The sequence below is a fragment of the Wenxinia saemankumensis genome (assembly GCF_900141735.1).
GTDB lineage: Bacteria > Pseudomonadota > Alphaproteobacteria > Rhodobacterales > Rhodobacteraceae > Wenxinia > Wenxinia saemankumensis.
This window is the reverse complement of sequence record NZ_FQYO01000001.1, coordinates 533,844-554,401: the sequence shown is the minus strand read 5'-3', so window position 1 is coordinate 554,401 and position 20,558 is coordinate 533,844. Positions and strand designations below refer to the sequence as shown.

At 70.7% G+C, this 20,558-nt stretch carries 20 protein-coding genes; 5 read left to right on the top strand and 15 right to left on the bottom strand.

The window, feature by feature from the left end; translation table 11 throughout:
• Positions 1-25: 25 nt before the first annotated feature.
• The gene (locus tag BUE30_RS02525) at positions 26-673 is read left to right on the top strand and encodes a DUF3047 domain-containing protein (RefSeq protein ID WP_073326262.1); all 648 of its coding nucleotides are present in this window, start codon (positions 26-28) and stop codon (positions 671-673) included.
• Positions 674-743: 70 nt separating this feature from the next.
• Positions 744-1,139: a c-type cytochrome gene (locus BUE30_RS02520; protein ID WP_073326261.1), complete on the top strand. Its 396-nt coding sequence runs from the start codon at positions 744-746 to the stop codon at positions 1,137-1,139.
• Between the two features lie 363 nt (positions 1,140-1,502).
• On the opposite strand, the gene ureG is transcribed toward BUE30_RS02520, so the two are convergent.
• The 10 genes from ureG to BUE30_RS02470 form a co-directional block, all read right to left on the bottom strand.
• A complete protein-coding gene (gene ureG / locus BUE30_RS02515; RefSeq protein WP_073326260.1) occupies positions 1,503-2,141 on the bottom strand; it encodes an urease accessory protein UreG in 639 nt (212 codons plus the stop codon).
• Positions 2,138-2,809 carry an urease accessory protein UreF gene (locus BUE30_RS02510; protein WP_244526250.1) on the bottom strand — a complete coding sequence of 224 codons (672 nt, stop codon included), beginning with the start codon at positions 2,807-2,809 and terminating at the stop codon, positions 2,138-2,140. Before BUE30_RS02510 ends, ureG begins: the two co-directional genes overlap by 4 nt.
• Complete coding sequence (locus BUE30_RS18150) at positions 2,769-3,413, bottom strand: urease accessory protein UreE (RefSeq protein WP_073326258.1); 645 nt, start codon at positions 3,411-3,413, stop codon at positions 2,769-2,771. The genes BUE30_RS02510 and BUE30_RS18150 overlap by 41 nt, the downstream gene beginning before the upstream one ends.
• A gap of 99 nt (positions 3,414-3,512) precedes the next feature.
• Positions 3,513-5,261 carry an urease subunit alpha gene (ureC, locus tag BUE30_RS02500; protein WP_073326257.1) on the bottom strand — a complete coding sequence of 583 codons (1,749 nt, stop codon included), beginning with the start codon at positions 5,259-5,261 and terminating at the stop codon, positions 3,513-3,515.
• A 25-nt stretch (positions 5,262-5,286) separates the two neighbouring features.
• Positions 5,287-5,682, bottom strand: coding sequence for a carboxymuconolactone decarboxylase family protein (locus BUE30_RS02495; RefSeq protein ID WP_073326256.1), 396 nt, complete (start codon positions 5,680-5,682; stop codon positions 5,287-5,289).
• Positions 5,682-6,497 (bottom strand): cyclase family protein, encoded by an 816-nt coding sequence (locus BUE30_RS02490; RefSeq protein ID WP_073326255.1) that lies wholly within the window; start codon positions 6,495-6,497, stop codon positions 5,682-5,684. Before BUE30_RS02490 ends, BUE30_RS02495 begins: the two co-directional genes overlap by 1 nt.
• Before the next feature lie 41 nt (positions 6,498-6,538).
• On the bottom strand, positions 6,539-6,904 hold the full coding sequence (locus BUE30_RS02485; protein ID WP_073326254.1) for a lysozyme inhibitor LprI family protein: 366 nt from the start codon (positions 6,902-6,904) through the stop codon (positions 6,539-6,541).
• A complete protein-coding gene (locus BUE30_RS02480) occupies positions 6,905-7,210 on the bottom strand; it encodes an urease subunit beta (protein ID WP_073326253.1) in 306 nt (101 codons plus the stop codon).
• A 9-nt stretch (positions 7,211-7,219) separates the two neighbouring features.
• Positions 7,220-7,522 carry an urease subunit gamma gene (locus BUE30_RS02475; RefSeq protein WP_073326252.1) on the bottom strand — a complete coding sequence of 101 codons (303 nt, stop codon included), beginning with the start codon at positions 7,520-7,522 and terminating at the stop codon, positions 7,220-7,222.
• A 1-nt stretch (position 7,523) separates the two neighbouring features.
• Positions 7,524-8,387: an urease accessory protein UreD gene (locus BUE30_RS02470; protein ID WP_073326523.1), complete on the bottom strand. Its 864-nt coding sequence runs from the start codon at positions 8,385-8,387 to the stop codon at positions 7,524-7,526.
• A gap of 265 nt (positions 8,388-8,652) precedes the next feature.
• Between BUE30_RS02470 and BUE30_RS02465 the strand changes: the two genes are divergently transcribed.
• Both BUE30_RS02465 and BUE30_RS02460 read left to right on the top strand, forming a co-directional pair.
• Positions 8,653-9,198 carry a PAS domain-containing protein gene (locus BUE30_RS02465; protein ID WP_073326251.1) on the top strand — a complete coding sequence of 182 codons (546 nt, stop codon included), beginning with the start codon at positions 8,653-8,655 and terminating at the stop codon, positions 9,196-9,198.
• Positions 9,191-12,682, top strand: a complete 3,492-nt coding sequence (locus tag BUE30_RS02460; RefSeq protein WP_083601028.1) for a chemotaxis protein CheB — start codon at positions 9,191-9,193, stop codon at positions 12,680-12,682. Before BUE30_RS02465 ends, BUE30_RS02460 begins: the two co-directional genes overlap by 8 nt.
• On the opposite strand, the gene BUE30_RS02455 is transcribed toward BUE30_RS02460, so the two are convergent.
• On the bottom strand, positions 12,666-13,037 hold the full coding sequence (locus BUE30_RS02455) for a response regulator (protein ID WP_073326250.1): 372 nt from the start codon (positions 13,035-13,037) through the stop codon (positions 12,666-12,668). The genes BUE30_RS02460 and BUE30_RS02455 overlap by 17 nt on opposite strands.
• A gap of 176 nt (positions 13,038-13,213) precedes the next feature.
• Between BUE30_RS02455 and BUE30_RS02450 the strand changes: the two genes are divergently transcribed.
• Positions 13,214-15,211: an aldo/keto reductase gene (locus BUE30_RS02450; protein WP_073326249.1), complete on the top strand. Its 1,998-nt coding sequence runs from the start codon at positions 13,214-13,216 to the stop codon at positions 15,209-15,211.
• A gap of 232 nt (positions 15,212-15,443) precedes the next feature.
• Here the strand turns inward: BUE30_RS02450 and BUE30_RS02445 are convergent, their stop codons facing one another.
• From BUE30_RS02445 to BUE30_RS02430, 4 genes are read right to left on the bottom strand one after another with little or no spacing between them, the layout of a single operon-like run.
• Positions 15,444-16,514: an ABC transporter ATP-binding protein gene (locus BUE30_RS02445; RefSeq protein WP_073326248.1), complete on the bottom strand. Its 1,071-nt coding sequence runs from the start codon at positions 16,512-16,514 to the stop codon at positions 15,444-15,446.
• Positions 16,511-18,721 (bottom strand): glycoside hydrolase family 2 protein, encoded by a 2,211-nt coding sequence (locus BUE30_RS02440; protein WP_073326247.1) that lies wholly within the window; start codon positions 18,719-18,721, stop codon positions 16,511-16,513. Before BUE30_RS02440 ends, BUE30_RS02445 begins: the two co-directional genes overlap by 4 nt.
• Before the next feature lie 11 nt (positions 18,722-18,732).
• Positions 18,733-19,626 carry a carbohydrate ABC transporter permease gene (locus BUE30_RS02435; protein ID WP_139300448.1) on the bottom strand — a complete coding sequence of 298 codons (894 nt, stop codon included), beginning with the start codon at positions 19,624-19,626 and terminating at the stop codon, positions 18,733-18,735.
• Complete coding sequence (locus tag BUE30_RS02430; protein WP_139300447.1) at positions 19,623-20,498, bottom strand: carbohydrate ABC transporter permease; 876 nt, start codon at positions 20,496-20,498, stop codon at positions 19,623-19,625. The genes BUE30_RS02435 and BUE30_RS02430 overlap by 4 nt, the downstream gene beginning before the upstream one ends.
• Between the last annotated feature and the right edge of the window lie 60 nt (positions 20,499-20,558).

Here is a 20,558-nt window from a genome sequence, read left to right as displayed (position 1 = left end):
ATCCGACCCGAGGAGGAGACGGACGATGCGGCGCATCCTGGCGGCGGCCTTCGCGATACTGGCGCCTTCCGGCCCGGCCCTGGCCGAAGCCGTGCCCTATGACGGGGCCTGGGCGGAGCAGCCGATGCGGCTCTTCTCCTCGAACGAGTTCGAGGTCGAGGGGGACGGGACGCTTTCCGTCGTCTCGGACGCGACGATCTCGATCTACTGGACCCGGCTCGCCGAGGGCTTCGCCGACGCGACGACGGCGGGCTGGTCCTGGGCGGTGACCGAGAGCGTGCCGCCCACCGACCTGGCCGAACGCGGCGCCGACGACAGGAACCTGTCGGTCTACTTCCTCTGGGTGCCGGAGGGGCGGGCCGGGGATTATGCCGAGGCGAGCATCCGCGACCTGACCACCGACGAGGACGTGCGGATCCTGCAATATGTCTGGGGCGGGCTGGACGGGGCCGAGCGGATCGTCGCGAACCCCTATTTCGACGGGCGCGGCTGGACGGTGCAGCTGCAACCCGCCGGGACCGGCATGGCGGAGGAGAGCGTCGATCTTGCTTCCGATTTCCGCGCGGCCTCCGGCGAGGCGCCGGGCGCGCTCATCGGCATGGCGATCTCGGCCGATGCCGACACGACGGGCACCCGGTCCGCCGGCACCATCTCGCCGGTCGACCTGATGTAGCGCGGACCGGGCACTGGCCCCGGGATCACGGCGGCGTTATCACCGGGGGGCACGTCGAAGGAGGCCCCCCATGCGCATCGCCCTCGCTCTCGCCCTCGTCCCGATCGCCCTCGCGGGCTGCATGCCGCAGGAGACGCCGAGCGGCGCCCTCCTCTTTGCCGAGAGCTGCGCCGCCTGTCACGGCCCCGCCGGGCAGGGGGACGGGCCCGCGGCGTCGGGACTCGACCCCGCGCCGGCCGATCTGACGGGGCTGTCGGACCGCAACGGCGGCACTTTCCCGATGGAATATGTCCTCTCCACCATCGACGGCTACGGCCGAACGGTTCCTGCCCATAGCGGGATGCCCGCCTTCGGCGAGGGCGATCTGGGCCCCACCGTGGTCGTGGAATTCGAGGACGGGGTCGGCACCCCGGTCCCGGCGCAGCTGCTCGCGCTGGCCGAGTACCTCCGCTCCCTCCAGGACTGATCGGGACCGGGCGCGGGCGCCTGCGCGCGGCCGCCCGGGCACGCAGGGGCCGTCCGATCCGGGCGGCCTTCGATGATCGGGCCCCCCGCCCCCCGCGCGGTCGCCCCTGCACGCGGGAGCCTTCCGAGCCGGGCGGTCCGCGATGACCGGGCCCATGCCGGATCGGCCGAGCCTTCCGCGATCCATCCTGGGCGCCGGCCCGTCCCGTCCCGCGGACCCCGCGGGGGGGCGGGCCCTGCCTCCGTCGCCTCCGCCGGGGGGGCGACCGGTCTGCCGGGACGGTCCGGTCCCCTTTGCCGGGACCGGGCCGGTTCCCCGCCGGGAGGGAGAGGGCGGGGGCCCCGCCATCGGGGGCGGGCCAGTTCAGGTCTCGGCCGCTTCCGGCAGGGTCAGCCCGCCGATCCGGCGGATGTCGGCGACGATCCCGGCCACCCCGTCCCGCGACTTCAGCCGCGCGAAATGGACCGGCCGCCCGCCCCGCATCCGGGCCGCGTCGCGGCGCATCACCTCGAGGTCGGCGCCGACATGGGGCGCGAGATCGGTCTTGTTCACGACCAGGATGTCCGAGCGCGTCAGCGCCGGCCCGCCCTTGCGGGGGATGTCCTCACCGCTGGCCGTGTCGATGACGTAGATCGTCAGGTCCGCGAGTTCGGGCGAGAAGGTGGCCGACAGGTTGTCTCCGCCGCTCTCGACCATTACCACCTCCAGCCCCGGATGGCGCGCCATCAGCCCGTCGATCGCGGCAAGGTTGATCGAGGCGTCCTCGCGAATCGCCGTATGCGGACAGCCCCCCGTCTCGACGCCGACGATCCGGTCCGAGGGCAGGACCTGCATCCGCACCAGCGCCTCGGCATCCTCCTGCGTGTAGATGTCGTTGGTGACCACGGCGAGCGAATGATGCGGGGCCAGCGCCTCGCACAGGGCCGCCGTCAGCGTCGTCTTGCCGGCGCCGACGGGGCCGCCGATGCCGATGCGGAGCGGGCCGTGGGGGGAGGGGGTCATGTCGCGAAGATCCTCGGCTGGAGCGTCTCGTGCCGCATGGCGGCGATGTCGGACAGGAAGGCGCAGCTGGACAGGGCGGACAACGCGCCGTCCCCGGTCGCCGCGGCGATGCCCGGCAGGCGGGGGGCGAGAGCGGCGACGATGCGCTGCGCCCCGGTCTGGCCCAACGGCATCAGCCGCTGCGCGGCGGCGGCGAGATTGGCCAGCCAGGCCTGCAGGTGCAGCATCTGGACCGGTGCCAGCGGCAGCCCGCGCAGCGCTGCGGCGCGGCCGAGGGCGACGGGGTAGGCGAGGGGGGGCAGGTCCAGATCCCAGACCGCCCCCGTGATCCGGGCGAAGGCCGCGCCCTGCCGCTCGGTCTCGATAAGGCGCTCCCGGCTTCCGGCGAGGGCGCGGGCGGTGGCGTCGATGACGGGGATGACGCCGGGATCGGCATGCCAGGCGGCGGCGATCAGGCGGGCCTCCACCTGGCCGGCGCCGAATTCCAGCAGGTCGGCGAGCCAGTCCTGCAGGCTGTCCGGAGTCACGATCCCCTCCGCCGCCGCGTCCTCGAGCCCGTGGGAATAGGCGAAGGCGCCGACCGGGTAGGCCGGCGAGATCCACTGCGCGAGGGTCAGCAGGTCGAGATCAGTCATCGGCGCGGTGGACGGGCGGGGAGCCGTGGGCATGGCCGTGGACATCCGGATGGCCGTGGGAAAAACCGTGGCTCTGCCCGTGGTCGTGGGGCTGCGCGTGCGCCGTTCCGTGATCGTGCCCGTGCCGGTGATCGCGCCCGTGATCGTGCCCATGTCCATGTCCATGTCCATGCCCCGACCCGTATCCGAACCCGTGATCGTGCCCGTGCGTCCGGCCCATCCCGTAGGCGCCGCCCTCGGGGAGGAAGGGCTCGGACACGGCCGACAGCTCCGCCCCCAGCCGGACCAGCATGTCGCGCATCACCGCATCCTCGCGGATCAGGACGCGGTCCGCCGCGATCTGCGCGGGCGTGTGGCGGTTTCCGATGTGCCAGGCGAGGCGCGGCAGGTCCCCCCGGATCTCCAGCAGTGTCTCGGGCGCGGCGACGATCTCGACGAGCTGCCCGTCCAGGGTCTCGAGCGCGTCGCCCTCGGCGAGGTCCGTCGTGCGGGGCAGGTCGACGAGGATGTCGAGGCCGCCCTCGCTGCGCAGGACGCGCCGCCGCAGGAAGCGGTCCTCGTAGCACAGCACGAGCCGGTCGGCGGCGCCGGACCAGAAGCCCGCGCGGTGATGGAGACGGGCGGGGAGGGACGTCATCGGATCGGTTCCTTCATGCGTCGGCGGGGACCGCGGCCTGCGGGACCGGGGCCCGCGGGACCGGGGCCTGCGGGACTGGCAGGGATGGACCGGGGCGCATCAGAACAGGAAATAGCGCTGCGCCATAGGCAGCACCTCGGCCGGCTCGCAGGTCAGCAGCTCGCCGTCGGCGCGGACCTCGTAGGTCTCGGGGTTCACCTCGACCGTGGGCAGCGCGTCGTTCAGCTTCAGGTCCCGCTTGCCGATGCCGCGGGTGTTGCGCACCGCCACCAGCTCCTTCCCGAGGCCGAGCCGCCCGGCCAGGTCCGAGCCCATCGCCGCCTCGGAGGTGAAGATCACCGAGGAGGCGCGGCGCGCGCCGCCATAGGCGCCGAACATGGGCCGCGAATGGACCGGCTGCGGCGTGGGGATCGAGGCGTTGGGATCGCCCATCTGCGCCATGGCGATGGTGCCGCCCAGCAGCACCATCTCGGGCTTCACGCCGAAGAAGGCGGGGTGCCAGAGCACGAGGTCGGCGCGCTTGCCGACCTCGATCGACCCGATCTCGTGCGCGATCCCGTGGGCGATCGCCGGGTTGATCGTGTATTTCGCGATGTAGCGGCGGACGCGGAAATTGTCGTTCTCGCCGTTCTCCTCGGCCAGTCGCCCCCGCTGGCGCTTCATCTTGTCGGCGGTCTGCCAGGTGCGGATCAGCACCTCGCCCACGCGGCCCATCGCCTGGCTGTCGGAGGCGATGATGCTGAACGCGCCCATGTCGTGCAGGATGTCCTCGGCCGCGATGGTCTCGCGCCGGATGCGGCTCTCGGCGAAGGCCACGTCCTCGGGCACGCGCTTGTCGAGGTGGTGGCAGACCATGAGCATGTCGAGATGCTCGTCGATCGTGTTCACGGTGAAGGGGCGCGTCGGATTGGTGGAGGAGGGGAGCACGAACTCCTCGCCGCAGATCCGGATGATGTCGGGGGCGTGTCCGCCGCCCGCGCCCTCGGTATGGAAGGCGTGGATGGTGCGGCCCTTCATCGCCGCGACGGTCGTCTCGACAAAGCCGCTCTCGTTCAGCGTGTCGGTGTGGATCATCACCTGCACGTCCATCTCGTCGGCAACGCCGAGGCAGCAATCGATGGCGGCGGGGGTGGTGCCCCAATCCTCGTGCAGCTTGAGCGCGCAGGCCCCGGCCGCGATCTGCTCGCGCAGCGCCTCGGGGCGCGAGGCATTGCCCTTGCCCGCGAAGGCGAGGTTCATCGGGAAGGCCTCGGCCGCCTGCATCATCCGCGCGATGTGCCAGGGGCCCGGCGTGCAGGTCGTCGCCAGCGTGCCGTGGGCGGGGCCGGTGCCGCCGCCGAGCATCGTCGTCAGCCCCGAATGGAGCGCGTCGTCGATCTGCTGCGGGCAGATGTAATGGATATGGCTGTCGAAGCCGCCCGCGGTCAGGATCCGCCCCTCGCCGGCGATCGCCTCGGTCCCCGGGCCGATCACGATGTCGACGCCGGGCTGGGTGTCGGGATTGCCGGCCTTGCCGATGGCGGCGATGCGTCCGTCCCGCAGGCCCACATCGGCCTTGTAGATGCCCGTCCAGTCCACGATCAGCGCGTTGGTGATGACGGTATCGACCGCGCCCTCGGCCCGGCTGCGCTGGGACTGGCCCATCCCGTCGCGGATCACCTTGCCGCCGCCGAACTTCACCTCCTCGCCGTAGAGCGCAGGCGCGCCGCCCATCGCCGCCCCGGCGGCGAGCGCGGTCAGGTCACGCTCCACCTCGATCACCAGCTCGGTATCTGCGAGACGGAGCCGGTCGCCCGTGGTGGGGCCGAACATGGCGGCATAATCGCCGCGCGAGATCATGCGGGGCATGGCGCCCTCCCTGTCGTCTGCATCGTCACGCCCGGAACACCTCGTCGGGCGGGATGCCGAGCGCCGTCACCAGTCCGTTGGTCTGCATCGCCATGCCGATGACGGCCATGAGCTCGCCGTGCTGGGCGTCGGTCATGCCCTTGCCGCGCGCGGCGGCGGTGTGGGAATGGACGCAGTAGCTGCAGCCGTTCGCCACGGACACCGCGAGATAGACCATCTCCTTGGTGAGCGGGTCGATCCCGCCCGGTCCCATCACCGATTTCAGCCGCTCCCACGTGGCGCGCAGCAGCGCCGGATCGTGGGCCAGGGCGCGCCAGAAGTCGTTGACGTAGTCGGTCCCGCGGGCGGTGCGGATGTCGTCGAAGACGGCCCGCGCCTCGGGCGCGGCCTCGTCGTCGGCGAGGGGCCGGACGGTCGCCATCAGAGGACCGCCAGGACGCGGGCCGGCCCGCCCGTGCCGCCGCCATGCTTGGGCGCCCCGACGAAGAGGGTCGCGCCGGTCGCGGGCAGCTGGGCGAGGTTGGCGAGGTTCTCGATCCCGTAACGGCCCGCGGGGAGCCAGCCGTAATGCACCGCGAAATCGGCGGAATTGCCGGGATCGAGCGAGAGCGTGTCCACCCCGATCGCCGCGACCCCCATCCCGTCCAGCATGTCGGTCGCCTGGACCGAGAAACCCGGGAAGGCGAAATTGCCGTCGGCATCGGTGCGGAACGCCTCCGTGCCGACCTTGTCGGCCCATCCCGACAGCATGGCGACGCAGGCGCCGGCCGGGATGTCCCCGTTGGCGGAGATCCACGCCTCGATGTCGGCGGGTTCGACCATCGCGTTCGGATCCTCGGCCGCCTTCGCGCTGATATCGACGATGCAGAGCGGGCAGACCAGCGTCGCGGGATCGAGCTCGTCAACGCTGGTCCCGTCCTCGCTGAAATGGAGGGGCGCGTCGATATGGGTGCCCGAATGCTCCTCGAATGTGACGCGGTAGAGCTGGTAGCCGCTCTCCTCGAAATTCACGCTTTCCACCATCTCGATGCCGGGGCGGCCGTCGAATGTCGGGAAGTCGGGCGTCAGCGTGTGGGTGAGGTCGATCACCCGGCCGCCGGACTGGGCGAGAGCGGGGCGCGCGGCAATCAGCCCCGTGGCGGCGGTCGCAAGTCCGGTCGCCGCGACCCCCCGGAACAGGGCGCGCCGCGAGAGCATCCGTTCCTTCACGCTGTCCATCACGCAGGCATGACACATGGCGTCGTCTCCTCGTCTGGGGGCCGGCGGGGCCCCGTGGGTTACATCATCCGCCGGAGATCGTCGTTCCGGCGCAGCGTCGTCTGTTCCATGCAGGTCCAGTAGACGAGCGGGGCCATCGACCCGCCCGCATACCGGTCCCGCTCGCCCTCGCACTGCGCGTCGCGGGCGCGTAGCCAGGTGCGCTGCTCCTCCAGCAGCCGCTGGCCCCACCCCCCGGCATCGGCGCGCGGCTTGAGGATGGCCCAGAGGCGGTTGAGCTCGTCATCGGCGGCCTGCCAGTCTCGCTGGGCGCAGATGTTCAGCGCCATCTGGGTCTGGTCGCGGGCGCAATCGACATCCTGAGCGGCGGCCGGCGCGGCGAAGGGCAGGGCGGCGAGGGCGATGGACAGGGAGAACGCGCGCATTCAGAGATCCCCCATCACGGCGCCGGTGAAGCCCCAGACGGCGCGGCCCCCGGCATAGTCGATCAGCTGCACCTCGCGCCGCTGCCCCGGCTCGAACCGGACGGCGGTGCCGGCGGCGATGTCCAGCCGCTTGCCCCGCGCCGCGGCGCGGTCGAAGTCGAGCGCGGCATTGGCTTCGGCGAAATGGTAATGGCTGCCGACCTGCACCGGGCGGTCGCCGGTATTGGCCACCATCAGCGTGACGGCCTCGCGGCCGGCATTCAGCTCGATCTGGCCGTCGGCGGGGAAGAGCTCTCCGGGGATCATCGGGTCACCTCAGCGGATCGGGGAATGGACGGTGACGAGCTTCGTCCCGTCGGGAAAGGTCGCCTCGACCTGCACCTCGGGGATCATCTCGGGCACCCCGTCCATGCATTGCGCGCGGGTGACGACGTGGCCGCCCGCCTCCATGAGGTCGGCGACGGACCGGCCGTCGCGGGCGCCCTCGACCACCGCCTCGGTGATCAGGGCGATGGCCTCGGGGTGGTTCAGCTTCACCCCCCGGGCGAGGCGCTTGCGCGCCACCTCGGCGGCCATGGCGACGAGGAGCTTGTCCTTCTCGCGCGGGGTCAGGTTCATGTCACAGCCTCCAGGATCTCGGCAGCGTATCACGGGTCAGCCGGTCGAGCACGGGCAGCAATGCCCGGCGCAGCGCGAACCCGTCCTCGGCGAGCAGGCGCAGGACGAGCGTGTCCGCCGCGATCAGGCTCGCCCCCCCGATGGCCGGGCCGGCCTCGGGCAGGCCATCGCGGATCGGCGCCAGCTGCGCCTCGGCATCCGGCGCGACGTAGATGAGCGCGGCATAGGCGCGCAGCCCGGCCAGCGCGGCGGGCCGGTCCAGCGCGGCGGCCGTGAGATCCGTCGCGTCGATCCAGAGCGGCGCGCCGCCGCGCCGCACCGTCACCCGGTCGGATAGGGCGAAGCCACGGAGCACCTCGCCCATGGCGGCCCGGCCGAGGATGACCGGCTCGACCGCGAGCAGCCGCGCGCCGGGGGCGAGGTCGATCTCCAGCCTCCGGTCGAGCCGGGCGCCGTCGTAGAGGATCAGCTCCTGCGGCAGCCAGTCCAGCCGGGACCCCGCGGCGGCGGACAGGGCCGTGCGGACCCGGGCCGGGCCGTCCGGGGCCCGGTAGGCCCGCTCCGCCGCCTGGGTCGTCAGGGTCAGCGCGGCGCCGGGGCCGGCCCCGGCCGTCACGAAGAGGCGGTCGCCCGAGGTGAGACCCCCGGCGGTGTTCACGAGGATCGCCTCCAGAGCCGCCTCGTCGGGCCGGGCGGGGAACAGCGCACGCATCGCGCCCTCGGCCCGGAACCGGGCGACGCGCGAGCGCGCCCCTTCTCCTCGCACGTCGAGACGCACCGCCCCGGCCGCCCGCGGCTGGCGCGGGACCGGCCGAACGGCCGGCTCCGGGCCCGGCGGCGCGGCGGGGGCGAGGGTGAGGGGCAAGGGCGGCTCCTGTTGCGATCCGGCGCCCATCTCGGCCGTCCGCCCGGCCGAGTTCCATCCGCGGCGGGACCGTATCGGGCGCAAGGCCGCGGGCCGGTGCGCCGTATGCCGCCACAAGCGGCGACATGCCTCGGGATTGGGCAGGCCGGAAAGTCGCGGGCGCGGTCCGGCCGCCACCGGATGGCCCGCGGGCCCCCGTGGCGGGGCGGGGCCTGACGCCGGGCGAAGCCTTGGCATCCGGGCGTTCCGTCCATAAGACTTGCACATGCCGTTTCTCGACGACACGCCAGACATCTCGGAAGGCGTCCGGACCTTCTTCGACAAGAGCACCGTGGCGCTGGTGCTGGCCGACGACCGGCGGGAGGATTGCCCGCTGGTCGGCGTCAACGACGGTTTCCTCGGCCTCAGCGGATACGACGCGGACGAGGTGCTGGGCCGGAACTGCCGCTTCATGCAGCCCGAGGGCGGCGCGGGGCCGGTACGCGACCGGATGCGCGCCTTCATCGCGGAGCCGGACCGAATCAACGACAAGTTCGTCGTGCCCAATGTCCGCCGGTCGGGCGAGAGGTTCCTCAGCCTCGTCTACATGACGAAGCTCAGCCGCGACGGGCGCAAATCGCTGATCCTCGGCTCGCAGTTCGACATCACGCGCAGCAATCCGACCGCCGCCCGGGCCTATGACGACGCGCTCTCGCGCGACCTGCGGCGCCTGTCGGAGCTGTTCGGAGAGACCAACTTCGTCCTTCTCGGGACCTACGAATCCCTCGCCTCGAGCCAGTCCCTGATCGTGCAGGCCCGCCTCGATGGCTGACGACGGCGCGCCGACCGAAGGGGGCGCCGAGGACGCGGCGCTCCCCGTCCCCGGGGCGGCCGGGGAGTCCGGGGCCGTCGCCGGGGTGCCCGTCGTCGGGATCGGCGCCTCGGCCGGCGGGCTGGAGGCCCTGCGCGAGTTCTTCGCCGGTCATCCCGAACGGACCGGCATGGCCTTCGTCGTGATCCAGCATCTCGACCCGACGCACGAATCCCTGATGGCGCAGCTGATCGAACGCTATACCCGCATGGGCGTGCGCCAGGCCGAGGGCGGCGAGGCGCTGCAGGCCGACGAGGTCTACGTGATCCCGCCGGGGCACGGCCTTGCCGTGAAGGACCGGGTGCTACACCTCACCGAATTCACCGATCCGCGCGGCATGCGCCGCCCGATCGACGATTTCTTCCACTCGCTGGCCGAGGATTGCGGCGACCGCGCCGCATGCGTGATCCTGTCGGGCACCGGCGCCGACGGCAGCAACGGGCTGCGCGCGATCAAGGAGCATGGCGGGATCTGCGTCGCGCAGGATCCCGAAAGCGCCCGCTACGACGGGATGCCCTATTCGGCCATCGGCACCGGTCTCGTCGACGTCGTCGCCCGCCCGGGCGAGGTCATCGCCTCGCTCGCCCAGTTCTTCGGCCGGGGCAGCGTGCCCGGCGACATCGAGATCGCGGCGGCCGACGGCGACCATATCGACGAGATCTGCGGCATCCTGACCGCCACGCTCGGCCACGACTTCTCGCGCTACAAGCGATCGACCCTCACCCGGCGTATCGCCCGGCGGATGCAGGTGCTGGGGATCGAGGAGACGGGCGAGTACATCGCCCATCTCGGCGACGAGCCGGGCGAGTGCGACGCGCTGTTCCGCGACCTGCTGATCAACGTCACGCGCTTCTTCCGCGACCCCGACGAGTTCCGCACCCTCCGCAGCGAGGTGATCGATCCGCTCGTCCGCGCGGCACGGAACGGGCAGGAGATCCGCGTCTGGGTGCCGGGCTGCTCCAGCGGCGAAGAGGCCTATACCCTCGCCATGCTGTTCCACGCCGCGGCGCGAGAGCAGGACAAGCGGCCCTACATCCAGATCTTCGCGACCGATATCGACGACAAGATGCTGTCGATCGCGCGCGCGGCGAGCTACCCGCTCTCAGCCCAGGCGGACATCCCGACCGAGTATCGCGACGCCTACACGATCGCCGGCACCGACAGCTTCACCCTGTCGCCCAAGATCCGCGACATGGTGCGCTTCTCGCTGCACTCGCTGATCAAGGACCCCCCCTTCAGCCGGGTCGACCTGCTGTCCTGCCGCAACCTCCTGATCTATTTCGACGAGGCACTGCAGAAGCAGGTCGTGCCGCTGTTCCATTTCGCGCTGCGAGAAGGCGGGGCGCTGTTCCTCGGCTCGTCGGAATCGGTCGGCCGGTTCGAGGATCTGTTCGCCGCGACCGACCAGACGGCCAAGATCTTCCGGCGGCGCGACGTCAAGAGCCGCTACCTGCCGCGGCTCGGCCCGCGCACCGCGCCCGGGGCCGCGCGCAGCGTCGCCGCGCCGCGCAGAGCCGCCGACCCGCGCGAGTCCGGGCCCGAGCAGGCCGCGCTGCGACGCATCGCCGAAGGCTATGCGCCCGTCTCGATGCTGGTCGACGGCGAGGGCACCCTCCTCGACCGCTGGGGCCGGGTCGGGCGCTATCTCGACTTTCCCGACCGCGGCGACCGGCAGGTCCTCGTCCCCGTCCTCGCGCGGCCCGGCCTGCGCGGGGCGGTCGCGAGCGTGCTGCACAAGGCGCGCGGTGACCGGCGCCGCGCCGCCAGCCGCGGGGTCGAGGTGCGGACCGATTTCGGCACGCTGGTCTGCGACGTGTTCTGCGAGCCGGTGGATGCCGGCACCTTCCTCCTCGTCATCCGCGAGACCGGCCAGCTCGAACCCTTCGCCGCCGACGAGCTGGACGAGATCGAGGACGACGAGGGCCAGATGCGCTTTCTCGAGGAGGAGCTGCTCTCCACCCGGCAGAAGCTGCGTTCCACCGTCGAGGAGCTGGAGACGACGAACGAGGAGCTCAAATCCTCGAACGAAGAGATGATGTCGATGAACGAGGAGCTCCAGTCGACGAACGAGGAGCTGACCACCGTCAACGACGAGCTGAAATCGAAGGTCGATCAGCTGCTCGTCGCCAATGCCGACCTCGAGAACTTCCTCGCTTCGACGGACATCGCGGTGATCGTCGTCGACCGCGACCTGCGGGTGCGGAACTACACCCGGGCCGTGCAATCCGTCTTTCCCCTGGGCGGGATAGAGCGCGGCCGCGCGCTCTCCAGCCTGGAGAGCCGGTTCGACGGGACGGAACACCTGCGCGCCGTGGCGGATGCGGCCGGCGAGGGGACCGGTTCGGAATGGCGGGCGACGGCGGCGGACGGGCAGCTGCAGCTGATCGTCCGCGCCGTGCCCTATCGCCGCTCCGACGGCGAGGTCGACGGCGCGTCGCTGGTCTTCACCGACGTGACGCACGCCCTGTCGCTGGAACGCGACCTCGACGAGCAGCGCGAGCGGCTGCGCCTCGCCCTCGAAGTGGCGCAGATCGGCGTCTGGGAATACGATCCCGCAACCGACGTCACAACGCTCGACGCGACCGAACGCCGGCTCCTCGACATGGGCGAGGGCGAGAGCGGCGACCGGCTGGATCCGATCCTCTCCCGGCTGGAGCAGGAGGACCGCGACCGCGTCAACGGCGCGCTGCGCCGCGCGATGGACGGCGAGACCGACTTCGACGAGGTGTTCCGTCTCACCCTGCATAGCGGCCGGACCCGCTGGCTGCACGGCCTCGGCAAGCGGATCCGCACCGGCCGCGCGCGCAAGTTCGTGGGCGTGACCTACGACGTCACCGCCGAGCAGGAACAGCTCTCGCAGCGCGAGCTGATGATCCGGGAGATGAATCACCGGATCAAGAACCTCTTCGCGATCATCGCGGCCATGGTCTCGATCTGCCGGCGCGACGCCGAAGGGCTGGACGATTTCGCCGAGACGCTGCGGACCCGGATCCACGCCCTCGGCCGGGCCCATTCGCTGACCAATGACGGTCATCCCTCGGGGCAGATCACGATGCGCGACCTCGTCGCCGCGGTGATCGAGCCGATGAGCGACGGCCAGGACGTCAATCTCGGCGGGACCGACTTGCAGATCGACACGGCCCGGCTGACGCCGCTCGCGCTGATCTTCTACGAATGGGCGACGAACGCCGCGAAGTACGGCGCGCTCTCGACCAGCGGCGGACGGCTGTCGATCGACTGGCAGACCGCACCGGACGGCGCCATGACGATCACCTGGGACGAGGAGGGCGGCCAGGGCGCCGTGACGGACGGAGCGGGCGACGAGGGCGGGAGCGGTTTCGGCACGACGCTCATCGCCGCCACGTCCCGCCAGCTCGGCGCCGAGGTGGAGGGATCCCCGACCGGGACCGGCTACCGCCGGAGCCTGGTCATTCCGGCGCGCTAGCGGCGGTCATGGCCCATGCCCCGGCCAGGGCCGCGTCGATATCGGCGGGGGTGGCCGGCTTGTCGATGAAGGGGCAGCCCCCGAATTCCCCCGACAGCTCGGGATGGGCCGAATTGGCGCTGATGAAGACCGGCACCGCGCCCATATCGACCAGCCGCCGGGCCAGCGGCCAGACCAGCCGGCCGCCGACATCGATGTCCAGCAGCGCGACATCCGGCACCTCCGTCTCGAGAAGCGAGAAACCGGCATCAAGCGAGAAGGCCGGCCCCAGGACGGAATGTCCCGCCATCTCCACGATCCCGACCATGTCCAGCGCGATCAGCGCCTCGTCGTCCACCACGAGTACCTTCATCATCCGTCCGTTTCCTGCCCCGGTCCCGCGCAGATAACCCGCGGCGGGCACGGGGCCAGTCTGCCGGTGCCGCAAGCCGTCATTCCCGCCGGCCCGTATCGATGCCGGGGCGAAAGCCCGAGACGCCGCCCGGAAAGTTTACTAAAAATGAGGCAACCGACGAGTCGGGAGGAGACATCATGACCACGACCCGCTGGGGCATCATCGGCCCCGGATCCATCGCCGCGAATTTCGCCACCGGGCTGGGCGAGGCCGAGAGCGGCACGCTCGCCGCCATCGCGAGCCGTTCGGCCGAGCGCCGCGCCGCCTTCGGCGAGCGCTTCGGCGTCCCGCAGGAGGGACGCCTCGACGATTACGCGGCGCTCGCCGCCTCGGACGCGGTCGACGCGATCCACATCGCCACGCCGCACCCCTTCCATGCCGAGCAGGCCCTGATGGCGATCCGCGCCGGCAAGCCGGTCTCGGTCGAGAAGCCCGCCGGCCTGAACGAGGCCGAGGTGACGGCCCTGGTCGAGGCGGCCCGGCAGGAGGGCGTCCTCTTCGCCGAGGCCTACATGTATCTGCACCACCCGCAGATCGCGAAGATGCTCGAGATCCTGCGGTCCGGCCGGCTGGGCAAGGTGCGCCATGTCCGCGCCGTCTTCGGTTTCGCCGCGCCGGTCAATCCCGAGGGCCGGCTCTATGCGCGCGATCTCGCGGGGGGCGGCATCCTCGACGTGGGCGGCTATCCCGTCAGCGCCGCGCGGCTGATCGCCGGTGCCGCCGAGGGCGCCTGGGCCGACCCGGTCGAGGTGAAGGGCGTGGGCCGGATCGGCACGACCGGCGTGGACGAGAGCGCCCGGGCGGTGCTGCGCTTCGCCGACGGCGTGACCGCCGACGTCGCCTGCGCCGTGGCCGAGGACATGGGCCAGCGCATCGACGTGATGTGCGAGGGCGGCACGCTCACCCTGCCCAATCCCTGGATCCCCGGCCGGGCCGAAGGCCCCTCCGACACGGTGATCCTGGTCGAGCAGGACGGCACGGTCGAGGAGATCCCCGTGCAGGACCCCCGCATGCTCTTCACCTTCGAGGCCGAGGCCCTGTCCCGCGCCGTGGCCGAGGGCCGCACGTCGATGGACTGGCCCGCGATGACGCCCGAGGGCTCGATCGGCAATGCCCGCGTGCTCGACGCCTGGCGCGCGCAGGTCGGTTATCGGACCTTCGCCGAGGAGCCCGGCCTGGTCCGCACCCTGCCGGGCGTCCTCCCCGCCGGCCTGCCGCGCGTCCCGACGACGGATGTCGGGGGCGTGACGCTGAACAAGCTCGTCCTCGGCTGCGACAACCGCGAGACGCCGGCCGAGGGCGCGATCATGTGGGACGCCTGGTGGGAGCTGGGCGGCACCAGCTTCGATACCGGCTTCGTCTACGGCGCCGGCCGGCACGAGGCGGTGCTGGGCCAGTGGCTCAGGTCCCGCGGCGTGGCGCAGGAGGCCACGGTGATCGTGAAGGGGGCCCATTCGCCCTATTGCGTGCCGGACGCGATCGGCGTGCAGCTGGCCATGTCGCTGGACCGGCTCGGGCTCGAGCGCGCGCCGATCTACATCATGCACCGCGACAATCCCGACGTCCCGGTCGGCGAATTCGTCGAGGCGATCGCCGCACTGCAGGGACAGGGCCGGATCGGCAGGGTCTGGGGCGGCTCCAACTGGACCCCCGCCCGCTTCGCCGAGGCGATGGACTACGCGCAGGCGCATGGCCATACGCCGCCGAGCATCCTCAACAACAACCTCTCGCTCGCAGTGATGGAAAAGCCGGTCTGGCCGGGCTGCGTCACCTCGAACACGCCCGAGATGCTGTCCTTCCTGCGGGGGCGCGGCATCGCCCATGTCAGCTGGTCGAGCCAGGCGCGGGGCTACTTCCTCCCCGCCGAGCTGCGCGACCGCCTGCCCGAGGATACGCGGCCCGAGACCTGCTTCGGCTCTACGGCGAATGCCGAGCGCCGCCGCAGGGCAGAGGAGCTGGCGCAGAGAAAGGGCGTCAGCGCCCACAACATCGCCACCGCCTGGGTGCTCGGCCAGAGCTTCCCCTCGGTCGCGCTGATCGGCCCCCGCTCCCCCGGCGAGATCGTCTCGACCCTGCCGGGCCTCTCGGTCGAGCTGACCCCGGACGAGGTGCTCTGGCTCAACCTCGAAGACTGACGCGGCTCCCCCCGGGGCGCGCCGCGCGCCGCCCCGGGGGATGCGCCGCTTCGGGCCGGAAGCAACCCCAGCCGGCCCCGCGCCGCCCCCGCGCCGCCATCACGGGGCCGCGACGCGCTCGGGGGGGCGCCCGACCTCGGAAATGGTCCAGCCTCTATCTTCGCAGGGGAGGAAATACCGCGGGGGTCCGGGGGCAGCGCCCCCGGCCCCCGCCGGCCGCAGGCCGCCCGCCTCAGCGGATCCGCAGGCCCTCGCGATTGAACAGCAGCGCGTCGGAGGGATCGAACCTGGCGGTCATCCGGTCGCCCTGGCGCAGCCCCCGGGCGCCGCCCGTGGCGATGGTCAGCACGTCCGATCCGGCCTGCCGGGCATAGACATAGGTCTCGCCGCCCAGGTTCTCGACGATCTCCACGTCCACTTCCAGCGCGGCCGATCCCTCCTTGCGGAAATGCTCGGGCCGGATGCCCAGCGTCACGCGCTCGCCCTCCTGCGGGGCGCGGCCCAGGGGCGGCAGGGGAACCGTCTGGCCGCCATGCTCTACCAGCGTCAGCGCGCCGCCCGACAGCTCGGCGGGGAGGAAGTTCATCTTGGGCGAGCCGATGAATCCGGCGACGAAGAGGTTGTCGGGATCGTCGTAGAGATCCAGCGGCGTGCCCACCTGCTCGATCCGCCCGTCCCGCAGCACGACGATCTTGTCGGCGAGCGTCATCGCCTCGACCTGGTCGTGGGTGACGTAGACGATGGTCGATTTCAGCTCGGAATGGAGGCGCGCGATCTCGATCCGCATCTGCACGCGCAGCTCGGCATCGAGGTTCGACAGCGGCTCGTCGAAGAGGAACACCTCGGGATGCCGCACGATGGCGCGGCCGATGGCGACGCGCTGGCGCTGGCCGCCGGACAGGTCCTTGGGCCGGCGGTCCATCAGCTGATCGAGGCCGAGGATCCGCGCCGCCTCGTCGACCTGGGCCTTGATCTCGGGCTTCTTCACGCCCGCGTATTTCAGCGCGAAGCCCATGTTCTCGCGCACCGTCATGTGGGGGTAGAGCGCGTAGGACTGGAACACCATCGCGATGCCCCGGCGCGAGGCGTCGGTGTCGTTCATCCGGCGCTCGCCGATATAGAGATCGCCGCCCGTGATCTCCTCCAGCCCCGCGATCATCCGCAGCAGGGTGGACTTGCCGCAGCCCGAGGGGCCGACGAAGACGACGAATTCCTGCGGCTCGATGTCGAGATCGACGCCGCGGATCACCTCCACCGCGCCGTAGGATTTCCGCAAGCCTTCGAGACGGACGCCCGCGCTCATGCCTCTGCCCTCACCCTGATGGTCTCGCCTCCGAAGCGGGGATGGCTCACCCGCAGCGTGATCTCCCCCGGTCCCGTCGCCCGCAGCCACAGGCCCGCGACGCCGCCCCGCAGCGGCAGCGTGGCGGGGCCGATCAGCCGGGCCGGGCCGTCCAGCTCGACCGTCGCGCTCTCCGCGAGGAAGGGCAGCCGGTTGCCCGCCTGGTCGAGCGCGCGGATCATCACCCGCACCTCGTCGTGGACCCGCACCGTCCCGCTGTCCGGCGCCACCTCCAGCGTGGTCGGCAGCGGATCGGCGACGTAGCGGCGCCGCGCCACCTCCTGTCCGCCGGAATAGCCGATCACCTCGGCGCTTTCCCATGTCATGCCCCAGCGGCCCAGCTCCTCGGCCGTGAAGTGCCGGTGATCCACGATCACCGGCGGATGGGGCAGGTGGGGGAAGCGCGCATGGTCGGGGCCGACGCGCTTGGGCGGGTTGTTCCCGTAGCGCAGCTCCACCTCGTCGCAATTCGTCAGGATAACCAGCGGCAGGACGCCCCCGATATTGCGCTCGCCCCGCGCCCAGAAGGTGACGGGCTCCAGCACCGCGCCGCCCGCGATGTCCCCCTGGCTGGCATAGGCATGGGCGGCGAACTTGGGCTCGCGGAACATGTCCATGACGCCGTGATGGCAGATCCGGTCGCCGGAGCCGAAATCCTTGTGCGTGTTGTAGTCGAAGGCGCACCAGCCGATGCAGCCCGAGACGGCATCGTCGCCATGGGCTGCGTCCATCACCTCGAGGTGCCGCAGGACGTGCTCGGCCTGCCGCTGCTCCTGGTCGAAGCTCTTGGTGGGGTACATGTGGCCGTTGTACTCGGTCACGAGGTAGGGGACCTTGCGGTCCAGCCCCGTCACCTCCTGCTGGTCGCGCAGGCCCATGCGGGGGCGGTTGCTGCCCGGGTTCTCGAACTCGCCCAGGACGAAGTCGTTCATCGTGTAGACGTCCTCGAGCATCTCGCTCTCGGTGATGTAGCGCACGCCCCCCGTCTGCCGGGTCGGGTCCAGCTCGCGCGCCACCCGGTTCGTCTCGGCGTAGAAGTCGTGATCGTCCCGGCTCTCATTGATGCGCACGCCCCAGATGACGATGGAGGGGTGGTTCCAGTCGCGCCGGATCATCCGGCGGACGTTCTCGACGCTCTCGGCCTTCCAGCCCTCGCCACCGATATGCTGCCAGCCCGGGATCTCCTCGAAGACAAGCAGCCCGATCTCGTCGCAGCGGTCGAGGAAGGCGGGGTGCTGCGGGTAGTGCGACGTCCGGACGAGGTTGAGGCGCAGCACGTCCTTGAGGATGTCGGCGTCCCGCCGCTGCTGGGCGGCGCCCATCGCGTAGCCCGCATGGGGCCAGGATTGATGCCGGTTGAGGCCGCGGATCTTCAGCGGGCGGCCGTTCAGGCGAAAGCCCTCGGGCGTGAATTCGGCGGTGCGGAAGCCGAACCGCGTCTCCCACACATCGTCGCCCAGAGTCAGGCGCAGGGTGTAGAGGAACGGCGAGTCCGGCTCCCACAGGGAGAGGCCGCGAAGGTCCGCGAAGGCCAGGTCGACGCGGTCCGCAGCGGGTGCCTCGACCGCCGCGATCTCGGCCCCGTCCGCGTCCAGCAGCGTGGCCGTCAGGATGCCCTCGATCCCGGCCCCGGACGGATCCGCGATCTCGGCCCGGACCGTCACGCGCTTCGCCTCCGCCAGCGCGTCCGGGGTCTCGACCTTGGCGTTCGCGACATGGACCTTCGGCGCGACGATCAGCTCGGCCTCGCGGTAGAGGCCGGCATAGGTCAGGTAGTCGATCTGGCCGCCGAAGGGGGGAATCTCTGGGTTCTCGGACCCGTCGATCTCGACCGTCAGGACGTTCTCGCCATCCTTCAGATGCTCCGTCATCCGGGCGAGGATCGGGGTATAGCCGTCGCGGTGCCGCGCGATCTCGCTCCCGTTCAGCGAGACCTTCGCATCCGCCATCGCGGCGCCGAGGCGCAGCGTCACCTCGCGCCCGGCCCAGGCGGGATCGGCGTCGAACCGCTTCTCGTAGGTGAAGGCCCGCTGGTAGGCCGTCTCGTCGAAATAGTTGAACGGCAGCTCGACGGCGGTATGGGGCAGGCGGACCGTCTCGCCCTCGAACGACCAGCCGTCGCAGAAGTCGAGGATCGCGCGGCCCGCCCGGCTTGCGGCGTCTTTCATTGGAAGAAGTCCTATTTGACGGAGCCCAGCATGCCCTGAACGAACAGGCGCTGGAGCAGGAAGAAGATGATGAGCGTCGGCAGCGTCGTGATGACGGTCGCCACCATGATGACGCCGAAATCGGGCGTGTAGGCCGAGTTCAGCGACGAGATCGTCAGGACCATCGTCTTCATGTCGTTGGTCTGCAGGACGATCAGCGGCCAGAGGTAGTTGTTCCAGGTCAGCGTGAAGACGATGATCGTCGCCGCCGCGTAGGTCGACCGCATCACCGGCATGTAGACGCGCAGGAAGATCTGCCATTCCTTCAGCCCGTCGATCTTGGCCGCGTCCCGCAGCTCGTGCGGAAAGGCCTTCGTCGCCTGGCGGAAGTAGAAGATGATGAAGATGTTCGCGATCGTCGGCAGGATGATCGCGCTGTAGGTGTTGATGAGGCCCGCACTCGCCATCATCACGAAGAGCGGCACCATCAGCGCGGCGAATGGGATCGACAGCATCAGCAGCAGCGCCGCGAAGATCCGCTCGCGCCACTTGTGGCGGAAGATCTCGAAGGCGTAGCCGGCGAGCGAGCTGACCAGCAGCGTCGCCACGGTCGAGATGATGGCGATGTAGAACGAGTTGAACAGGACCCGCGGCAGGTCGACCTGCTCGATCAGGTTGCCGAGGTTCACCAAGAGCTGGTCGCCGAACCACGCCTTGCCCCGCACGATGTCGTAGGAGCTGTTCGTGGTGCCGACCAGCATCCAGAAGAAGGGGAAAACCGACACGAAGGCGGCGAGACTCAGGACGATGTATTTCACCGCCGGCCCGATCATGTCGCGGCCGGGGCCGTCCGGCCCCCGCAGCGCGGCGCGGGCCGAGGGTTCGGCCGCCTCGGGGTCGAGGCGATGGGCGGCGACGTCGCTCATTTGCGGTCCCTCGCGATCCAGAACTGGATGACCGACAGCACCGCCACCAGCACGACGATGACGTAGCTGACCGTGGCCGCGTAGCCGTAGCTCGGCATGAAGCGGAAGGTCAGGTTGAAGATGTATTGCGACAGGGTCAGCGTGGCGTTGGACGGCCCGCCCTGCGTGATGTTCTGCACCTCGTCGAAGAGCTGCAGCGTCCCGATGGTCGAGATGATCGTGGTGAACAGGATCACGGGCTTCAGCATCGGGATGGTGATGCGGAAGAACTGCGCCCGGGCGGGAACGCCGTCGATCCGCGCCGCCTCGTAGATCGAGCGGTCGATGTTCTGCAGCGCGGCCAGGTAGAAGATCATGTTGTAGCCGGTCCAGCGCCAGGTGATGGCGAGGATGATCACGACCTTGGCCCAGAAGGGCTCGCCCAGCCACGAGATCTCGGGCCCGCCGAAGAAGGTCACGATGGTCGTCGCGAGCCCGTCATTGGAGAAGATCGACTTGAAGAGGATCGAGTAGGCGACGAGCGAGGTCACCGCCGGCAGGAAGATCGCGGTGCGGAAGAGGCCGCGGAACTTCGTCTTGGGGTCGTTCAGCATCACCGCGAAGACCAGGGCCAGCATGATCATGATCGGCACCTGGATCGCCAGGAAGATCATGGTGTTGCTGAGCGCGGTGAGGAAGATCGGGTCCGCGAAGAGCCGCTGGATGTTGGCCAGCCCCCCGAACGAGGTCGTCATGCCGCGCCCGGTCTGCAGGCTCATCCACAGCGACCAGAGGATCGGGTAGATCATGAAGATGCCGACCAGCACCAGCGCGGGCATGACGAATGCCCAGCCGGCGCGATTCTCGGCCCGTCCCAGTCTCGTCTGCGCCACGGCTCTCCTCCCAGCTCACCGCGGTGGAGGGAAGGGACCTTGCGGCCCCTTCCCGGTAGG

Coding starts and splice junctions, on each gene's coding strand:
- BUE30_RS02525 (WP_073326262.1), top strand. CDS start 26: ATGCGGCGCATCCTGGCGGCGGCCTTCGCGATACTGGCGCCTTCCGGC.
- BUE30_RS02520 (WP_073326261.1), top strand. CDS start 744: ATGCGCATCGCCCTCGCTCTCGCCCTCGTCCCGATCGCCCTCGCGGGC.
- ureG (WP_073326260.1), bottom strand. CDS start 2,141: ATGACCCCCTCCCCCCACGGCCCGCTCCGCATCGGCATCGGCGGCCCC.
- BUE30_RS02510 (WP_244526250.1), bottom strand. CDS start 2,809: ATGCCCACGGCTCCCCGCCCGTCCACCGCGCCGATGACTGATCTCGAC.
- BUE30_RS18150 (WP_073326258.1), bottom strand. CDS start 3,413: ATGACGTCCCTCCCCGCCCGTCTCCATCACCGCGCGGGCTTCTGGTCC.
- ureC (WP_073326257.1), bottom strand. CDS start 5,261: ATGCCCCGCATGATCTCGCGCGGCGATTATGCCGCCATGTTCGGCCCC.
- BUE30_RS02495 (WP_073326256.1), bottom strand. CDS start 5,682: ATGGCGACCGTCCGGCCCCTCGCCGACGACGAGGCCGCGCCCGAGGCG.
- BUE30_RS02490 (WP_073326255.1), bottom strand. CDS start 6,497: ATGTGTCATGCCTGCGTGATGGACAGCGTGAAGGAACGGATGCTCTCG.
- BUE30_RS02485 (WP_073326254.1), bottom strand. CDS start 6,904: ATGCGCGCGTTCTCCCTGTCCATCGCCCTCGCCGCCCTGCCCTTCGCC.
- BUE30_RS02480 (WP_073326253.1), bottom strand. CDS start 7,210: ATGATCCCCGGAGAGCTCTTCCCCGCCGACGGCCAGATCGAGCTGAAT.
- BUE30_RS02475 (WP_073326252.1), bottom strand. CDS start 7,522: ATGAACCTGACCCCGCGCGAGAAGGACAAGCTCCTCGTCGCCATGGCC.
- BUE30_RS02465 (WP_073326251.1), top strand. CDS start 8,653: ATGCCGTTTCTCGACGACACGCCAGACATCTCGGAAGGCGTCCGGACC.
- BUE30_RS02460 (WP_083601028.1), top strand. CDS start 9,191: ATGGCTGACGACGGCGCGCCGACCGAAGGGGGCGCCGAGGACGCGGCG.
- BUE30_RS02455 (WP_073326250.1), bottom strand. CDS start 13,037: ATGATGAAGGTACTCGTGGTGGACGACGAGGCGCTGATCGCGCTGGAC.
- BUE30_RS02450 (WP_073326249.1), top strand. CDS start 13,214: ATGACCACGACCCGCTGGGGCATCATCGGCCCCGGATCCATCGCCGCG.
- BUE30_RS02445 (WP_073326248.1), bottom strand. CDS start 16,514: ATGAGCGCGGGCGTCCGTCTCGAAGGCTTGCGGAAATCCTACGGCGCG.
- BUE30_RS02440 (WP_073326247.1), bottom strand. CDS start 18,721: ATGAAAGACGCCGCAAGCCGGGCGGGCCGCGCGATCCTCGACTTCTGC.
- BUE30_RS02435 (WP_139300448.1), bottom strand. CDS start 19,626: ATGAGCGACGTCGCCGCCCATCGCCTCGACCCCGAGGCGGCCGAACCC.